At 66.3% G+C, this 17,611-nt stretch carries 16 protein-coding genes; 7 read left to right on the top strand and 9 right to left on the bottom strand.

The window, feature by feature from the left end; genetic code table 11:
* The first annotated feature begins 5 nt into the window (after window positions 1–5).
* The 5 genes from tatA to AC1DRE_RS00320 all read left to right on the top strand — a co-directional run bounded on the left by tatA (window position 6) and on the right by AC1DRE_RS00320 (window position 6,977).
* Entirely contained in the window at window positions 6–302 is a 297-nt protein-coding gene (tatA, locus tag AC1DRE_RS00340) for a Sec-independent protein translocase subunit TatA (protein ID WP_476982839.1), read from the top strand.
* A gap of 48 nt (window positions 303–350) precedes the next feature.
* Window positions 351–1,145, top strand: coding sequence for a twin-arginine translocase subunit TatC (gene tatC / locus AC1DRE_RS00335; protein WP_104174284.1), 795 nt, complete (start codon window positions 351–353; stop codon window positions 1,143–1,145).
* A gap of 24 nt (window positions 1,146–1,169) precedes the next feature.
* Window positions 1,170–4,067, top strand: coding sequence for a DEAD/DEAH box helicase (locus AC1DRE_RS00330; RefSeq protein WP_476982838.1), 2,898 nt, complete (start codon window positions 1,170–1,172; stop codon window positions 4,065–4,067).
* A 78-nt stretch (window positions 4,068–4,145) separates the two neighbouring features.
* Window positions 4,146–5,816: an amidohydrolase gene (locus AC1DRE_RS00325; protein ID WP_476982837.1), complete on the top strand. Its 1,671-nt coding sequence runs from the start codon at window positions 4,146–4,148 to the stop codon at window positions 5,814–5,816.
* Between the two features lie 420 nt (window positions 5,817–6,236).
* Window positions 6,237–6,977 (top strand): polyprenol monophosphomannose synthase, encoded by a 741-nt coding sequence (locus AC1DRE_RS00320; protein WP_476982836.1) that lies wholly within the window; start codon window positions 6,237–6,239, stop codon window positions 6,975–6,977.
* Window positions 6,978–7,093: 116 nt separating this feature from the next.
* Here AC1DRE_RS00320 and AC1DRE_RS00315 read toward each other — a convergent pair whose 3' ends face one another.
* The 4 genes from AC1DRE_RS00315 to AC1DRE_RS00300 form a co-directional block, all read right to left on the bottom strand.
* Entirely contained in the window at window positions 7,094–7,441 is a 348-nt protein-coding gene (locus AC1DRE_RS00315; RefSeq protein ID WP_011692034.1) for an RNA polymerase-binding protein RbpA, read from the bottom strand.
* Window positions 7,442–7,708: 267 nt separating this feature from the next.
* The gene (locus AC1DRE_RS00310; protein WP_476982835.1) at window positions 7,709–8,671 is read right to left on the bottom strand and encodes an SPFH domain-containing protein; all 963 of its coding nucleotides are present in this window, start codon (window positions 8,669–8,671) and stop codon (window positions 7,709–7,711) included.
* A 104-nt stretch (window positions 8,672–8,775) separates the two neighbouring features.
* Window positions 8,776–9,237, bottom strand: a complete 462-nt coding sequence (locus AC1DRE_RS00305; protein ID WP_104174289.1) for an NfeD family protein — start codon at window positions 9,235–9,237, stop codon at window positions 8,776–8,778.
* A gap of 122 nt (window positions 9,238–9,359) precedes the next feature.
* On the bottom strand, window positions 9,360–10,214 hold the full coding sequence (locus AC1DRE_RS00300) for a methyltransferase domain-containing protein (protein ID WP_476982834.1): 855 nt from the start codon (window positions 10,212–10,214) through the stop codon (window positions 9,360–9,362).
* A gap of 114 nt (window positions 10,215–10,328) precedes the next feature.
* Here AC1DRE_RS00300 and AC1DRE_RS00295 point away from each other — a divergent pair, with 114 nt between their 5' ends.
* Window positions 10,329–12,410 carry a S9 family peptidase gene (locus tag AC1DRE_RS00295; RefSeq protein ID WP_476982833.1) on the top strand — a complete coding sequence of 694 codons (2,082 nt, stop codon included), beginning with the start codon at window positions 10,329–10,331 and terminating at the stop codon, window positions 12,408–12,410.
* Here AC1DRE_RS00295 and AC1DRE_RS00290 read toward each other — a convergent pair.
* Window positions 12,407–13,078, bottom strand: coding sequence for a peptide deformylase (locus AC1DRE_RS00290; protein ID WP_476982832.1), 672 nt, complete (start codon window positions 13,076–13,078; stop codon window positions 12,407–12,409). The genes AC1DRE_RS00295 and AC1DRE_RS00290 overlap by 4 nt on opposite strands.
* Before the next feature lie 9 nt (window positions 13,079–13,087).
* The gene (locus tag AC1DRE_RS00285) at window positions 13,088–14,041 is read right to left on the bottom strand and encodes a hypothetical protein (RefSeq protein WP_476982831.1); all 954 of its coding nucleotides are present in this window, start codon (window positions 14,039–14,041) and stop codon (window positions 13,088–13,090) included.
* A 59-nt stretch (window positions 14,042–14,100) separates the two neighbouring features.
* On the opposite strand from AC1DRE_RS00285, the gene AC1DRE_RS00280 reads away from it, so the two are divergent.
* On the top strand, window positions 14,101–14,517 hold the full coding sequence (locus AC1DRE_RS00280; RefSeq protein WP_476982830.1) for a nuclear transport factor 2 family protein: 417 nt from the start codon (window positions 14,101–14,103) through the stop codon (window positions 14,515–14,517).
* 24 nt (window positions 14,518–14,541) lie between these two features.
* Here the strand turns inward: AC1DRE_RS00280 and AC1DRE_RS00275 are convergent, their stop codons facing one another.
* From AC1DRE_RS00275 to AC1DRE_RS00265, 3 genes are read right to left on the bottom strand one after another with little or no spacing between them, the layout of a single operon-like run.
* A complete protein-coding gene (locus tag AC1DRE_RS00275) occupies window positions 14,542–15,678 on the bottom strand; it encodes an FAD-dependent oxidoreductase (protein ID WP_476982829.1) in 1,137 nt (378 codons plus the stop codon).
* Window positions 15,671–16,381, bottom strand: a complete 711-nt coding sequence (locus AC1DRE_RS00270) for a class I SAM-dependent methyltransferase (RefSeq protein WP_476982828.1) — start codon at window positions 16,379–16,381, stop codon at window positions 15,671–15,673. Before AC1DRE_RS00270 ends, AC1DRE_RS00275 begins: the two co-directional genes overlap by 8 nt.
* Entirely contained in the window at window positions 16,381–17,610 is a 1,230-nt protein-coding gene (locus AC1DRE_RS00265) for a type III polyketide synthase (RefSeq protein ID WP_476982827.1), read from the bottom strand. The genes AC1DRE_RS00270 and AC1DRE_RS00265 overlap by 1 nt, the downstream gene beginning before the upstream one ends.
* Window position 17,611 lies beyond the last annotated feature (1 nt).

Raw genomic sequence — 17,611 nt, 5'->3', positions numbered from 1 at the left:
TTCCAGTGGGACGACTCTTTGAGGGCCCTTGGCCCATCGTGATTATTATCATCGTGGCTCTGCTGCTTTTTGCCGCGCCCAAACTTCCGGCCATGGCCCGCAGCCTCGGCCAGTCCATGCGGATCATCAAGTCCGAGGTCAAGGAAATGAAGAACGACGGCAAACCCGAGACCAAGGAAGGCACGGACCCGGTCGAGGGCAAGATCGTCAACCACCCGCAGTCCAGGCCGCAGAACGGTGACTCAACCAGCGGCACGGGCAGTGCAGACGGCACCGACGTTCCGCCGTCGAACCGCGTTTGACCTGAAGTGGCACTGACGAAGGGCCGTAAATCCAACCCCGAGGGTCGGATGGCCCTGATGGACCACCTTAAGGAGCTCAAGAACCGGCTCATTAAGTCAGCCATTGGCCTTGTCATTGGCGGGATCGGTGGCTGGATCCTCTACGACCCCGTATTGAGCGCCCTCAAGGAACCTGTCGACCGGATCGCCGAGCACACCGGCGGTACGTCTTCAGTCAACTTCTCGAGCATCGCCTCGCCGTTTGACTTCAAACTGCAGCTGTCGCTCCTGATCGGCGCCGTCATCTCAAGCCCCATCTGGATCTACCAGCTGTGGGCCTTCATCACTCCCGGGCTCACCAAGAAGGAGCGGCACTACACGCTCGGCTACATGGCCGCAGCCGTGCCGCTGTTCCTTGCCGGGGTGTGGGTGGGATGGATGGTGACGCCGCAGGTGGTGCGGGCCCTGACGCAGTTCACCCCTGCAGGGTTTTCCAACCTCATCGATGCCCGCGACTACGTCGATTTCGTCACCCGCATGGTCCTGTTCCTTGGCCTCGCCTTCCTGGTTCCGGTGGTCCTGGTGGGGGTCAACATGGCCGGCATCATCAGGGGTGAAACCATCCTGAAGGCCTGGCGCATCACGGTCTTCCTCGTGTTCGTGCTTGCCGCCGTCGCTGCGCCGGGTGCGGATGCCCTGTCCATGTTCCTGCTCGCAGGCCCGCTGCTTGCACTCTTTTTCGCCGCCATCGGACTCTGTATCTTCAATGACCGGCGCCGGGACCGGAAGGCCGCGAAGATCGCCGCCGAAACTGAAGCGACCGCCGACGTCGCAACGCCCGGCTCCGAACTGGGGAAACTGTAGTCCCAAGCCCACTAGGCTGGAAGTATGTCCTCCACAACCGGGCCACAGTCGCCGTCCGAGCTTTATCGGGCCAGTGCCGAACGGACCGCAGAAGCAAACACTTACCTCGGCGCTTTCGTCCGGACGCTGGATTTCGAACTTGACGATTTCCAGCGCCGGGCCTGCAGCTCCCTGCAGCAGGGGAAGGGAGTCCTGGTCGCGGCGCCCACCGGAGCCGGGAAGACCATCGTGGGGGAGTTCGCTATCTACCTGGCCCTCGAGCGGGGCCTCAAAGCCTTCTACACGACCCCCATCAAGGCCCTGAGCAACCAGAAGTACTCGGAGCTGGCCGGCAAGTACGGCCCGGAGAACGTGGGCCTCCTCACGGGGGACACCAGCATCAACGGCGATGCCCCGGTGGTCGTGATGACAACCGAGGTCCTGCGGAACATGCTCTACGCGGATTCGGACACCCTGGACGACCTTGGCTTCGTGGTCATGGATGAAGTCCATTACCTCGCGGACCGGTTCCGCGGCGCGGTCTGGGAAGAAGTGATCATCCACCTGCCCAGCGAAGTCCAGGTGGCGTCCCTGAGCGCCACCGTTTCCAACGCCGAGGAATTCGGTGCCTGGCTGGACACGGTCCGTGGCCACACGGACGTGATCGTGTCCGAGCACCGTCCGGTCCCGCTCTGGCAGCATGTCATGGTGGGCCGCGAAATCGTCGACCTTTTCGCCGGCGAAACGACCTTTGACGAAATTGCACCGGCCGGGGAAGCGGATCCCGCCGCGACGGCGGAAAAGGTCAACATTGCACTGGAACGGGGCTTCGAGGTGAACCCCGACCTCCTGGCAATGGCGCGCACCGAAAGCCAGATGAATTCGCGGGCACGCTTCGGGCACGGCGGACGCAGCCAGCGCCGCCAGCAGGGCCAGCGCGGCGGGGACACCCGCGGCGCCCAGGGAGGCCAGCAGAGCCCCGTCCGCAAGGCCAGCCGCCCGCAGGTCATCGCCAGCCTGGACAGGCAGGACCTCCTGCCGTCCATCACGTTCATCTTTTCCCGGGCCGGTTGCGACGCAGCAGTGGCACAGTGCGTCTCGGCCGGATTATGGCTGACCACGGAACGGGAACAACAGGTCATCGCCCGCCGTGTTGACGAAGCGGCCCAGGACATTCCGTCAGATGATCTTGACGTCCTCGGCTTCTGGAGCTGGCGGGATGGCCTCCTGCGGGGCCTGGCTGCCCACCACGCCGGGATGCTACCCACGTTCAAGGAAGTCGTGGAGAAACTCTTTGTCGAAGGCCTGGTCAAGGCCGTGTTCGCGACCGAAACCCTGGCGCTGGGCGTCAACATGCCGGCACGGTCGGTGGTGCTCGAAAAGCTGGACAAGTTCAACGGAGAAGCCCACGTCGGCATCACCGCCGGCGAGTACACCCAGCTCACGGGCCGGGCAGGCCGCCGCGGCATCGATGTGGAGGGCCACGCAGTTGTCCTGTGGCAGCCGGGAACCGACCCGACCGCCGTGGCTGGCCTGGCTTCACGGCGGACCTACCCGTTGAACTCCAGCTTCCGCCCCACATACAACATGAGCATCAACCTGCTGGCCCAGTTCGGCAGGCCGCGTGCCCGGGAAATCCTCGAATCCTCCTTTGCCCAGTTCCAGGCCGACCGCTCCGTGGTCGGCATTGCCAGGCAGGTCCGCAGCAGGGAGGAATCCCTGGCCGGTTTCCAGAAATCCATGACGTGCCACCTTGGCGACTTCACCGAGTACTCACGGCTGCGGCGGGAACTCTCGGACGCGGAAAACCTTGCGTCCCGGAGCACCTCACGGGCGCGCAAGTCCATTACCGAGGACTCACTGAGCAGGTTGCTGCCGGGGGACGTTGTGGACGTGCCGACGGGCAGGGCGCCTGGCTTCGCCGTCGTGCTGGGGTCCGACCACAACTCACGCGAGCCGCGGCCTGCCGTGCTGACCCTCGACAACCAGTTGCGCAGGCTTGGTATCCAGGACCTCGAAGGGCCCATCACCCCGGTCACCAGGGTCCGGATACCGAAGTCGTTTAACGCGAAGGTGCCCAAGTCACGCAAGGACCTGGCGTCCTCGGTCCGGAACGCGATCCGGGAAAACCGGCCGCCGTCCCCGCCCAGCAACCGGAACACGGATTTCGGCCGGTCCGCAGCCTTGCCGGACCTGGAAAAGAAGATCACCGAACTGCGGATGGCGCTGCGGTCCCATCCCTGCCACGGCTGCAGCGAACGGGAGGACCACGCCCGCTGGTCCGAGCGCTGGTGGAAGCTGCGCCGCGAAACCGACGGACTGGTCCGCGAGATCCAGGGGCGGACCAACACCATCGCCAAGACATTCGACAGGGTCTGCGATCTCCTCTCCAGCTACGGCTACCTCGAAACCTCGGAATCGGGAAAGGTGACCATCAACGCCGACGGCCAGAAGTTGCGCCGGATTTACGGTGAAAAGGACCTCCTCATCTCCCAGTCCCTCCGGCAGGGCGCATTCAGCGACCTCGACGCCACGGAAGTCGCCGCACTCGCGAGCGTGCTGGTCTACCAGGCCAAGCGGGAAGAACGCGGGCTGCGGCCGAGGATGCCGAGCGTGTCGCTTGAGACCGCCGTCGACATTGTCGTCCGTGAGTGGTCCGTCCTGGAAGACGCCGAGGAGGACAACAAACTGCCGTTGACCGGGGAGCCGGAACTCGGACTCGTCTGGCCGATTTTCAAGTGGGCCAAGGGCCGGCACCTCCAGGAAGTCCTTAGCGGGACAGACCTCGCAGCGGGCGACTTTGTCCGGTGGGTCAAACAGGTCATTGACCTCCTCGACCAGCTGGCGAAGATCCCGGGCCTGGATCCCCGGCTTTCACGGCTGTGCTCGGAGGCCATCATCCTGGTGCGCCGCGGCGTGGTGGCATACTCCACGGTGGTGTGACCGCACGCCGGTCCCGCGAAGCACTGCACACCCAGCACCATCCATAACCTTCAAGGCTGCTTAGGAGCACCACACAACATGACTGATGCACGGGCGGACCTGCCGGCCGGAGAACGCAAAGTGACGCTGTACCGCAACGGTTCGGTCTATACCGCTGCCGACCCGTTTGCCACCGCCATGCTGGTGGACGGGGACACCGTGGCCTGGGTCGGTTCGGAGCAGGCGGCAACGTCGATCGCCGATGCGTCCATGGAGGTCATCGACCTGCACGGCGCCCTGGTGGCGCCCGGTTTTGTTGATTCACACGTCCACCTGACCGAAACGGGCATTGCCTTGGACGCGCTGCAACTGGGCGGCGTGCGTTCAGCGGCCGGAATCCTGGACGCGGTGGCCGCCGCCGTTGCCGGTGCGGACGCCGGTGCCACCGTCCTCGGCCATGGCTGGGACGAAAGCCGCTGGGATGACCAGGTCCTGCCCGGCCGCGAGGAACTGGAGCGTGCCTCCGGCGGCAGGCGGGTGTATCTTTCGCGCGTGGACGCCCACTCCGCCCTCGTGTCGTCCTCACTGGCCGAAGCGGCAGGCCTGGCAGGCCTGGACGGCTTCTCGTCCGGCGGCCAGGTCAAACGGCATGCGCACACGTCGGCGAGGCTTGCCGCGAGGCAGCTGCCGGACAGCGTGCTGCGAAGCTACCAGGGCCGCGCCCTGGCTGAATCGGCGGCAAACGGATACGTGGCCGTGGCCGAGATGGCGGCACCGCACATCGGCAGCACCACCGACCTGCGGATCGCAGCAGGGTGGAACAGCCAGCACCCTTCCGGGAAGCCCGTGCCGGAGGTCCTTCCGTACTGGGGCCAGCTGGCCGGGTCCGCGGACCACGCCAGGAGCATCCTCGACGGCCTTGGAACCAGCGTGCGGGGCCTGGCGGGCGACCTGAACATTGACGGGTCCATAGGCTCGCGCACCGCGGCCCTGAGGGAGGACTACAGCGACGCCCCGGGGGAGCGTGGCAGCCTCTACCTGTCCGTGGACGAAGCGGCGGCCCACCTGGCTGCTTGTTCGGAGCTGGGAATCCAGGCCGGGTTCCACATCATCGGCGACGCCGGACTCGACGCAGCCCTGGATGCGCTGGACCGGGCAGCAGCGGAAGTGGGAGAGCAGCGGGTCAGGGCAGCCGGGCACCGGTTCGAACATGTTGAAATGGCCGATGCCGATGCCATTGGCCGGCTGGCCAAGTACTCGGTGACAGTCAGTATGCAGCCCGTATTCGACGCAGCCTGGGGCGGCCCGGGGCGCCTGTACCAGGAACGGCTGGGGCACCGGGAGCGTGCGATGAACGCCTTCGCCTCCGTCTACGCCGCAGGCGTCCCTATCTGCTTTGGCAGCGACAGCCCCGTGACACCGCTGAACCCGTGGGCGAGCGTGCGTGCCTGCCTCGAGCACAGCAACCCGGACCAGCGCATCTCGGCGCGGGCCGCGTTCCTCGGCCACACCAGGGCCGGCTGGCGCGCAGCCAAGTACAGCAATCCGATGGCGGGCCAGCTGGTGCCGGGAGCGCCCGCCAGCTTTGCGGTCTGGGAGGTGGAGGAGCTCATGGTCCAGGTTGCGGACGGACGGGTGCAGTCCTGGAGTACGGATCCCCGGGCCCGCACCCCCCTGCTCCCGGCGCTGGACACGGGAAGCGATCCTGTCTGCCTGCTGACCGTCCGCGATGGGCAGGAGCTGTTCACAAACGGCTCCCTGCGGTCATAGTCCGGAAAGCCACCGGCGCGCCGTATGCTCCTGACCTGCGGTGATGGCTAAAACCGCACGTCAAACGCGGGTTGACACTGTTGAGGCTGTCCGTACGATTGTGGCAACGGACGGAATCCACCTTCAAGGGACTCCGTCTGGCCACGTCACTCTCCAGCGGGTTGCCCAGCCCGGCCCGGCTGGTGGTCCAGGCCGTGGTAGTCCCAGGGGCAGGTCCACTTCGCAGCAGAAAACAGTTCCGCCGGTGCACATCGCATCTGACTGAAACTGGCCCGAGGCAGGTGGACCTGCCCGCGGCTTGCCTGTGTGACGCGCCCGGCAGGCCTGAACTCCCTATAATGGTGACTTGCGCCTTAAAGCCGGCACCCATGCTCAGCTTCATGGCGCGTTGACCGCTCCCATCAAGGAAAGGGCCTCGCTGTGCGTGTCCTCACCATCATCCCCACCTTCAACGAGCTCGAATCGTTGCCCAAGACACTCGCACGCCTGCGTGCAGCCGTCCCGGCTTCCGATGTGCTGGTGGTGGACGACAACAGCCCGGACGGAACCGGACAGCTGGTGGACGGCATCGCTGCACAGGACAGCCAGGTGCACGTGCTGCACCGCGAAGGCAAAGCCGGACTGGGAGCCGCCTACATCGCCGGTTTCAAATGGGGCCTGGAAGCCGGATACGACGTCCTGGTGGAAATGGATGCCGACGGTTCACACAAGCCGGAGCAGCTGCAGCAGCTCCTGGACGCCGTTGAGGAGGGCGCAGACCTGGCCATGGGCTCGCGCTGGGTTCCCGGCGGCAGCGTGGTTAACTGGCCGCTGTACCGGCAGGCAATCTCACGGATCGGCAGCACGTACGCCCGGATCATGCTGGGTATCAGGATCAAGGATGTCACCGGCGGCTACCGCGCCTTCCGCCGCACAACCCTGGAGAAGATCAACCTCGACCAGGTGGACTCCGTGGGCTACGGATTCCAGGTGGACCTCGCCTGGCGGGTGGCAAAGATGGGCCTGAAAATTGTGGAGCGCCCCATCACTTTCGTGGAGCGCGAACTCGGAGCCTCCAAAATGAGCGGGAACATCGTGCTGGAAGCCATGATCAACGTCACCAAGTGGGGGCTCACCGCCCGCTGGAACAAGCTCACGCGCCGGGGATCAGCCGCGTCCTAGGCAGAAGCAGCAAGGGCCGGGCCCGTAACCTCGAATTGAGGTTACGGGCCCGGCCCTTTGCGGTATCAGACGGGCACGTGGCCGTTAGGCCGGCACGTGCCGCCGGCGCTTTCGGACTAAGCCGAGCGCCGTTCGCCGCGCCGTTCGCGCAGAATGGTCAGACGGTCTTCGAGGATCTGCTCGAGCTCGGGCAGCGAGCGGCGTTCCAGGAGCATGTCCCAGTGCGTGCGCACTGCTTTCTCGTTGCTGTTGATGGGGCGTTCGCCGTCAACAAGCAAGGCTTCCTTGCCGGTCTTCGAAACCCATACCGGGGGAATCTCGGCTTCGGAGGAGAAGGTTACGAAGACCTGCTCGCCGTCCTCGCAACGGTACTCAACCCGCTGGCGTGGAGCCGGCTCAACACCGGATTCGGTCTCCATGCTCTGTGCGCCAAGACGCATGCCCCGGAGGCTGCGATCGCTCATGATTTCTCCCTTTGGTCGGTTCACGGAGTCAGGCTCCGCGCTAGCCGGGGCAGCTCACGCCACGGACTACTGTTTGCATTGCCCTGCATCAATAGATGCAACGCTTTGCTAAGCCTTAATGTTCCAGTCGGTCTGAACCACCCGGACAAATATCCCATTATACGGGCTAGATTCCCGGCGCGTAAAGCCGGGGGCAAAAGCGGTCAAAAGCAGGGGAGGCGCCCGCAAAGCGGACACCTCCCCTGCCGGTCGCTGAGCCGTGCAGTCCTACAGCGGCTGCTTCGAATCGCTCGGCGGGGCTTGTGCCGGCTTGGAGTCCTTGTCGCCGTCGAACAGGCCACCTGTGCGGGGATCCGGATTGGTTCCGCCCAGGGCGTTGCCGATGCCCTTCAGGGCCTCACCGACCTCGCTCGGGATGATCCAGAGCTTGTTGGAGGAACCCTCGGCCAGCTTCGGAAGCGTCTGCAGGTACTGGTAGGCCAGGAGCTTCTGGTCCGGGTTGCCCTTATGGATGGCGTCGAACACCTTCTGGATTGCCTGGGCTTCACCGTCAGCCCGGAGAATCGCTGCCTTGGCGTCACCTTCGGCTTTAAGGATCGAGGACTGACGCTGGCCCTCCGCAGTGAGGATGGCCGACTGCTTGGTGCCCTCGGCGGTGAGGATGGCAGCGCGGCGGTCCCGCTCTGCGCGCATCTGCTTCTCCATCGAGTCCTGGATGGAGTGGGGCGGATCGATGGCCTTCAGCTCCACGCGGGAGACGCGGATGCCCCAGCGGCCCGTTGCTTCGTCCAGTACGCCTCGGAGCTGGCCGTTGATCTGGTCGCGGGAGGTCAGGGCCTCTTCGAGGTTCAGCCCGCCGACGACGTTTCGGAGCGTGGTGGTGGTCAGCTGTTCAACTGCCTGGATGTAATTGGCAATCTCGTAGGTGGCTGCCCTGGCGTCAGTGACCTGGAAGTACACCACCGTGTCGATCGAGACGACGAGGTTGTCCTCGGTGATGACGGGCTGCGGCGGGAACGAGACCACCTGCTCGCGAAGGTCCAGAAGGGGCAGGAGCCGGTCAACGAACGGGATCAGGATGGTAAGGCCGGGCAGCAGCGTCCGCTGGTACTTCCCGAGCCGCTCCACGACGCCGGCACGGGCCTGCGGGACGATCCGCACCGAACGTACCAGCACGATAATTACGAACGCAACGAGAACCAGCAGCACAATTGCGACTGCGATATCCATACATCACCTATTCCCCAGTTTGTGGTCTTGCCATGTTTTGCGGCGGTGTCCCGCCGCGCGCCCGGTGCCGGTGGCGGCTGCCGGAAAATTGATTGTTGCTGGACTTACTGCACGGCTGTTTCGGGCTGTGGCGCCACTACGGCGGTTGCGCCTTCGATCGCCGAAACCACCACGCGCTGTCCGGCGTTCAGCACACCCTGCTCCGAGCGGGCGCTCCAGACGTCACCGCCGATCTTGACCAGGCCGGAGGACGTGCTGACGGTCTCCATAACAAGGGCGGATTCGCCAATCAGGCGGTCGATGTTGGTCCGCTGCTCCGCGGGCCCCTTCTTCAGGTGCTTCAGCGCAACGGGTCGGACGAAGACGACCATCAGGAGCGAAACCACACAGAAGACCACGATCTGCAGCCAGAAATCGGCGCCGGCGAAATCAGCCAGCAGCCCGGCGAGCGCGCCGCCTCCGAGCATGATGAAAAAGAGGTCCAGGGTCAGCATCTCCACCACTGCAAACGCCAGGAATACAGTGAGCCACAATGCCCACCAGTTCTCGCCAAGCCATTCAAACATGCGTTCCCCCTTCGTCCCCGGAGCTGCGGCAGCAGGCCCTCAGTAACTGTCCTTCCATCCTAGACCGAAGCCGAGGGGCGCAGGAGGGGGCTGTCAGGCACGTTCCGAAAGTAGCCAAGTCGTTATGCGGACGGCTGCTTTCGGGGTTCAAACACACTGATTCGGAACCGCGCGGAAACCGACGTGACCGGCGGCAGGCCGGCGACGATGGCGTCCAGCGCGGAACGGTCCAGGTGGTGGCCGGCCGGCCCCATCAGGGCCAGGTTGCCGACGTCGGCGGGCTCAAGCCGCAGCTCCAGATCGAGCTCCCGGACCGAGCGGGACTCAAAGTGTGCGTCGAGGGAAGCGGCCAGCCGCTCCTCCTTGGCAGGCTCGATGCCGAGCATGCCGGTCTGCCCCGCAACCTCGGCAAGGTGCCCGGTCCGCGGCGTCACCACGATCAGCCGCCCGCCGGGGCGGAGCACCCTGGCGAACTCCGCCGCATTCCGTGGCGCGAAGACCACCGTGACGACGTCGACGGCGTCGTCCCTGACGGGAAGCGGCTGCCAGACGTCGCTGACAAGGTTGATGGCGCCGGGATTCAGCCGGGCCGCGCGGCGCAGCGCGAACTTGGAAATATCCAGTCCGATGGCGGACGCGGGAACCACCGCCAACAGCCTCTGCAGGTAATGTCCGGTTCCCGTACCGGCGTCGAGCACCGCGGCCTCCGGCCCCTGCAACGCGGGCGCCGCAAACTCGGCGATCCCGTCGGCAAGGGGCTGGTAGTGTCCCCGGGACAGAAAATCGAACCGGGCAGCCACCATGGCGGCAGTATCGGCCTCGAAGACTGTTCCCTTGCCCACCAGGAAATTGAAGTAACCCTGCCTGGCCGCGTCAAAGCTGTGACCCCCGGGGCAGGCCAGCCGGTGGTCGCCGCCCGGCATCAGGCCGTTCCGGCAGACGGGGCACAGCAGGGAGCGGACAGCGTCGGGGAGCATAGATCCCATCCTAGGGCCGGCATGGCGGCGGGCCTCCCGCTGCAGTACCCCGGGATCCCCGCGGGACAAGTGAGTTATTTCACAGGCTGTGCGCGAGCGGTTAGGCTCACAATCGTGAAACCAGAACATCTGCCCCTGCTGAAGTCCGTTTCCGCCCCGGCCGTCCATCCGGACGGTAGCCGGGCGGTGGTCTCGGTCCTCCGTCCTGACTTCGACGCCGACACTTATGTGGGGCAGTTGTGGACGGTGCCGCTGGACCCGGAAAAGCTGCCACGCCGGCTGACCCGCGGATTCCGCGACACGGCCCCGGCATTCTCACCCGACGGGCTGGTGCTGGCTTTTCTCCGCGCAACTGCCGACGGCAAACCGCAGCTTTATGTTGTGGAGGCCGCGGGCGGCGAACCGCAGGTCCTGACAAACGCCAAACTCGGCGTCTCGTCTTTTGCGTGGTCTCCCGATTCGCACAGCATTGTCTTCGGCGCCAGGACGCCCGACGACGGCCGCTACGGCACGCTTGACGGCGTGTCCGCCGGGGCCGAGGATGCGCGGCTCATCACCGACTACCAATACAGGATGAACGGCGTCGGCTACACGGCCGACAAACCTCTCCAGCTGTACGTCGTGGACGTGCCCGAGCTGGACGACGAACCGCGGGTGGCGCCCGCGGGCCGCGCGCTCAGGGCACTCAAGCTCAGTGCTCTCAAGGCATCCGCCAAGAGTGGGGCAGCAGAAACCGAGACCGACACGCTGGCCGCCGAAGCCCTGCTTCCGTCGGCACGGCAGCTCACGTTTGCCGCGACGGACCACAGCGGTGAATCGTTCAGCATGGACGGCCGGTTCGTGTACTTCGTGGCCGCGCTTCATGAGGGCCGCGACCTGGACCTTGAGACCGGCGTGTACCGAGTGGCCGTCGCGGGCGGAGAGCCCGAACACGTCAAGGCTGCCAATTGCGGCCGCCAGACTGTCGGGGCGGCACGCCAGTCCAGGAACGGCAAGTGGCTGTTCTTCACGGCCCAGGAGCTTGGCGAATCAGGCCAGGACTTCGTGGCGCGGAACACCGCCCTCTACGTGATGCCTGTGGACGGTGGCGACGCCATTGTTCTAAGCGACGTGGAAAGCATGGACGTTTCCGGTTCCGCGGCCGGCCTCGAGCTGCGCGGCCCCGATTCCGTGCTGCTGCTGAACAACGCCCAGGGCACTGTGGAGCTGCTGGAGTTCGGAGCGACGGGGAACCACTCGCTGCTGGTGCACGGAGACCGGGTTGTCACCGGTGCCGCGTCGGCCGCCGGTGCCACGTTCGTCAGCTTCGCCGATGCAGCTACCGCCGGGGACCTGGCCGCGCTGGAGGACGGCCAGCTGAGGCTGTTGACCGATTTCTCGGCGGAACTCCGGCTTCAGGCCGAAATCATCGAGCCCCAGGAGCTGACCTTCGATGCCGCGGACGGGTATCCGGTCCACGGCTGGCTGGTGCTGCCGCCCGGGAAAGGCCCGCACCCCGTCCTGCTCAACATCCACGGCGGACCCTTCTCGCAGTACACGGCAGCCCTGTTCGATGAGGCCCAGGTCTATGCCGCCGCCGGCTACGCGGTACTGATGTGCAACCCCCGGGGCTCCGCCGGCTACGGCCAGGCACACGGGCGGTCCATCAAGGAGAAGATGGGGACCGTGGACATGCAGGACGTCCTGTCCTTCCTCGACGGTGCCCTGGCAAAGTTCCAGGAACTCGACGGCGGTGCCCTCGGCATCATGGGAGGCTCCTACGGAGGCTACCTCACGGCGTGGACCATCAGTCAGGACCACCGTTTCAGGGCGGCCATCGTGGAGCGCGGCTTCCTGGATCCCGTCAGTTTCGTCGGCTCCTCCGATATCGGCTGGTTCTTCGGCGGCGAGTACACCGGCAGCTCAGCGGAGCAGATGGCAGCCCAAAGCCCCATGGCCACGGTCCGGAACGTGCGCACGCCCTCGCTGGTGATCCACAGCGAAGAGGACCTCCGTTGCCCGGTGGAACAGGGCCAGCGTTACTTCACCGCGCTGAAGCAGCAGGGTGTGGACGCCGCATTCCTCGTGTTCCCGGGGGAAAACCACGAGCTTTCCCGGTCGGGCACCCCGCACCACCGGAAGCAGCGCTTCGAGGAGATCCTGCGGTGGTGGGCCCGCTACCTGCCCACCAAGGCGAACCCGGGGGCGCCCGGCTAGCCCGTGGCGGCGCCCGGCAGGAAGCCCAATTCCTGCCGGGCCAGGCCGATATCCGGATGCGCCCAGCGGGCGGCGTATTCGGCGTTGTTGCTGAGTGAGCGCAATTCCGCCCGGTCGATGTACAGGATTCCCTGCAGGTGGTCGGTCTCGTGCTGCACGATCCGTGCCTGCCAGCCGGAGAGCTCCTGCTGCCGGGCCGTTCCGGCCGGGTCGGTGAAATCGAGGCGCACGGACTCGTGGCGAGGCACCACGGCCTGCAGGCCCTGGAGTGAGAGGCAGCCTTCGTAAAACGCCGCGCTGCCCGTGCCCGCCGCGCGGTACGACGGGTTGATGACCGCGAAGAACGCCAGCGGTGACCGGCCGCGGACGGCGGAAGTTTCGGCGTCGACGTCGTACTGGTCCTCGAGGACCGCAAGCTGCAGGGGGATCCCCAGTTGCGGTGCCGCGAGGCCGACACCGGGTGCGTCGTGCATCACCTCACGCATCAGTGCGATCAGCGCCGTGAGTTCAGAGCTGTCCAGCTGGCCGTCGAAGACGGCCGCCTGCTGCCGGAGCACGGGATGGCCGGCCTGGACAATGGGCGGAAGGACGCCCGCGGCGAGGATCTCCTGAACTGTCTCGTGGATCTGTGCGGTGCTGAACGGCGTGGGGTTCGCGACTTGAAGCATGGGAAAAGCCTAGTGCGCTCCGCAGGCGGTGGTGACGAAGTCATGGATCTGCCCTTTGAGTGCGGGCCCGGCGGCAACCTTCAGGGTACCTTCCCTGCCGCCGACGTTCACGAGCAGGGGCAGCAGCGTTCCCACCTTGTCCTCGGCAACGGCGTGGGGGTCGCAGCGGGCGGGGCGGACCCGGAGGCGGAACTCCGCGGGACCGGTACCGGCAGCAACCGTCACGCCGCTCGGCCACGGGCTGTCAGGCGGGGCGGCCAGGAGGGTGGTTCCATCTATGCGGTGGATGGTCAGTTCGCGGATCGTTCCGGTTCCGGCTTTGTTCGGTGTGACCGTCAGGCGCACGACGGCGGTACGGGCGTCCGCCGCGACCTCCAGGTCCGGGGCCAGGCTGAACACGGCCACACGCCCGGCGTCGCGGGCAAGACACAGCTCCTCATAGTTCCGGGAGAGGACACCGAAGGGATCCGCGGCCGCCATTTGCACCGTGCTGGTTGTGGATCCCTGCCGGACGGTGACCCTCGCCTCGGCGGGAACCGTGCGGGCACCGGCGTCCTCGGCGGGATTTTGGCAGGAGGGGGCGGGGAGCCTTGCCGGCAGGCTCTTGGTTTGGCCCGGCGGCACCTCGGTACCTTCCGGTCCGGCCTGCCAGGCGGCCCCCGCGGGGAACAGGGTGCTCAACACATCGGCGCCCAGGACCGTCACGGGCACGGACGATGTGTTGCTGAGCTGGATCTCGATGATCTGCGTGGCGTAATTGTCCCTGAACTGGTTGAGCCCGGCAGTTAGCGGCCCGCGCGGCGAAGGCGCTCCGGACGCCGCGGCGGGACCGCCGGACGGGCGCGGTGCGGGGACCGGCGTTCCCGGGCTGCAGCCCTGCACGGCGGCAGCAGCCATCAGGACAGCGAGAACGACGGCGGCAGCCGCGTGCCGCCGTCGTCGTGCCTGTAGGACGCCGGTCATGCCAGCAGTCTAAGGGCAGGGCTCCGCGGCGTCGCCGGGTGATGGGCTACCCTCGTTGCATGACTGAACAGACGCCGCTCAATTGTGTCCTTGGATTTGTACGAGCCATTGAGGCCGGCGGCGGCGCGGCGGAGGTGGACACCTACCTTGCGGAAGACTTCACCCTGGTCGAAGCGCCGCACATTCTTGCGCCCGGAGGTTCGACCCGCAGCCGCGACCAGGTGCTCGCCGGTGCTGATCAGAGCCGCCACGTGGTGTCCGGCCAGCGTTTCGACGTTCGGCGGACCACCTGCGAAGGAAGCCGTGTGGTGCTGGAAGTCGACTGGTCGGCCACGCTGCTGATGGACCTCCGCTACTGGGATGCCGGCGAGACCATCCGGGCGCGGACCACGTCGGTCTTCGAGGTCCGGGACGGCCGGATTACCAGCCAGGACAGTTACGACTGCTACTTCACCGATGACGCGGACGCCGAATAGGCAGGTGCGGAGTACGCCGGTGCTCTAGTGCATGGTGAACCGGGCTGCCACGCGTGAATTGATGGCCGGCAGGCTTGCCGCAAAGCCGATCAGCCGGTTCCGGGCACGCCACAGCGGCAGGGGCAGCGGCCGGCCAAGGGCCATGTTGATTTCGGACTGCCGGGCGGCCCGCGCGGCCGCCTGCAGCCGGTGACGTTCAAAGCATTGCAGTTCCCCCTCCAGCTCCGCGTGCGCAAGCCGGCTGAGGAGGAGCGGTGCCAGCTCAGCAGCGTCCAGCCAGCCCAGGTTCATTCCCTGGCCGCCGATCGGGCTGATTTCATGGGCGGCGTCACCGATGAGCGCCGTGCGGCCGTGGATCATTCGCTTCGCCAGGCGCGAACGGACCCCGAAACTGCTCAGCATGGAATTGGTGCCGGGGTCGACGGCTACGCCGGTCCGGTCCTGCACGATGCCGCCCAGGGACCGGGCGGTTGGCGCGTCTTCGCCGGCTGCAGGCATCCTCGCCACCCAGCGCCGCACCCGCCCCGGCAGCGGAAAGGACTCCACGATCCCTGCGGCTTCCAGGAACAGCGCCGCATCCGGGCCGATCGCGGTGCTGTCTGCGAAGTCTCCCATCAGGTAGGAATCGGGGTAGTCCTTGAGCCGCACCGGAATGCCCAGCAGCTGCCGGACCGTGGACCGGACACCGTCTGCGGCCACGGCAAGGGAGGCATGAATCCGGGACTCCCCGTCCCCGGTGACGACGTCCAACGCAACCCTCGCGCCGTCGTCGTGCAGTCCCGTCACGGTGGCTCCGCGCAGCATCGCCCCGCCGTCCAGTTCCCGGACGCGCCGTTCCAGGACGGCTTCCGTGCGCGCCTGCGGGACTGACAACACGAACGGGTAGCGGCGTGACACAGCGCGGAAGGACATCCCCGCCAGTTCCACGCCGCCCCCGAAGGCAACGCCGCGTCGGATCTGCACGCCCTCCGACACCAGCGCGGACGCGACGCCAATGCCGTCGAGTGCTTCCAGCGACGGGGGATGGATGCCGATGGCGCGCGAGTGGGTGTTCGGTTCGGCGCGCTGCTCCAGGATGCGGACAGACACACCGTGCTGCAGCAAGAGGGCTGCCAGGTACAGTCCCACCGGTCCGCCGCCCACCACGACGACGTCAATCACCGCGCGCGTTCCGGTTCAGGGTGAGGACGTTGCGGAAGGGCGGGCGGGCCAGCACGGTCCAGCCCGGGGGAGCGGCAGCCTGGAGTTCCGCGGTCGTGTAGCTCCGGCGGATCGAGGTCAGCCCGTCCTCCCGGATGAAGGAACCGGGGAACGGCCACGAGGCCGCATAGAACAGCGCGTACGCGGCGGGGCTGCGGCGGATGTCGTTGTGGATGACGGTGCCCCGGGACAGCAGCGCCGATTCAGCGAGGAACTGCGGCAGCTCGGCTGTGCCCAGATGGTGCAGGACATGATTGGAGACCACCACGTCATAGCGCTTCCCCTCGCCGGCCAGTTCGGCCGTGGACGCCTGCCGGAACGTCACCCCGGGGGTGTGCCTACGGCGCCGGGCGAAGTCGAAGGCGCGCCGGTCCGGATCAATGGCTGTTATCTCCAGTTTCCGCCGGTCGCGGGCCGCCCACGCAGCCAACAGGACAGGCACGTCCCCGCCGCCGCACCCGATGTCCAACAGGGTTGTCACCGTAGTGGCCGACAGGACGGGCCGGATGCGCGTCCGGTAGATTCCGCGCCAGCCGGCAACGGCCTTGTTGACCACGGAGAACTGCGCGTACGTGCGGTTCAGCCGTGCCGGGTCGCAGCCGGGGCGGTCCATTTCCTCCACCGCGTGGACGTCACGGTCGCGCAGCGGGCCCCTGGTGGCCATCAAATCAGTGACGGCTCAGTCTGTGCTGCGGCGTCCGGTGCGGCGTCCGGTATGGCGGACGCGTCCCGGGCAGCTGGCTCAGGCGAACCTCCCGTCAGCGTTGCGCGCACCTTGGTGAACATCGCCGTTTCCACTGTCAGGCCTGGTCCGAACGCCATGGAACAGATCCGTTCAGCACCATCCTGCGGCGGGAGACCGGCGATGTGCTTGAGGACAAAGAGCACCGTGGCGCTGCTCATGTTTCCGTAGTTGCGGAGGGTTTCCCGGGCGGGCACCAGTTGCTCGTCCGTCAGTTCGAGCCGGGACTGCACCTTGTCCAGGATGCTCCGGCCGCCGGGGTGGATGGCCCAGTGGGTGATATCCCGGTAGGGGAGTCCGCGCAGGGATTCATCGCGGGAAAGCAGGGGTTCCAGCGCGCCGATGATGTGATCGTCAATAATGTGCGGAACATAGTTCCCCAGCACCATTTCAAAGCCCTCGTCGCCGATGTTCCACGCCATGGATTCCTCACCGACAGGAGTGAGAACGGTTTCGAAATGGTCCAGCCGCAGCAGCGGGTCTCCGTCCGGAATGTCCCTGGCGGAAATGATGGCCGCCGCTGCACCGTCGGCAAACAATGCCGAGCCCATGATCGTGTCGGGATCGTTGGACGTGCGGACATGGAGCGAGCAGAGCTCGGCGCAGACCACCAGGACAACGGCGTCGGGATCTGCCTCGCAGAAGGACTTGGCGGCACGCAGCGCCGGAAAAGCCGCGTAGCAGCCCATGAAGCCAAGGTGGTAGCGCTGCACCGCCGGATTCAGGCCGAGGGCGCGGACAATCTTGTAGTCCGGTCCGGGATTGAAGAAACCTGTGCACGAGACCGTCACGAGATGGGTGATGTCCTGTGCACCGATTCCGGGGCAGGCATCCAGCGCGGCCTGGGCGGATTGCACGAAGAGTTTGGTGGCTTCGCGGCCGAAGATGTCGTTGCGGACCTTGGTGCTGGGGCTCAGCACCAGGCCGGTGTCCGGGTCGAAGAACTTCGGCTCGTCCGCGCGGCTGTCCTTGGTGAGTTCAGTGACAGCTGTGTACCGGGTGTCGATGGCGGCGGAGTCAAAGCACGTGCTCACCAGCCGGGAACCCAGCCTGGTGAGGCCCGGTTGGGCGGCAAATACATCGCGGGCTTCAGACTGAATGAGTACGGTGGGCGGGACAGCAGTTTCCAGGGACCTCATGTAGACCGTCATG

Source organism: Arthrobacter sp. P4_H3 (genome assembly GCF_056400885.1).
Note: the sequence above shows the minus strand (reverse complement) of the source record. Positions and strands in the feature narration are given on the sequence as shown.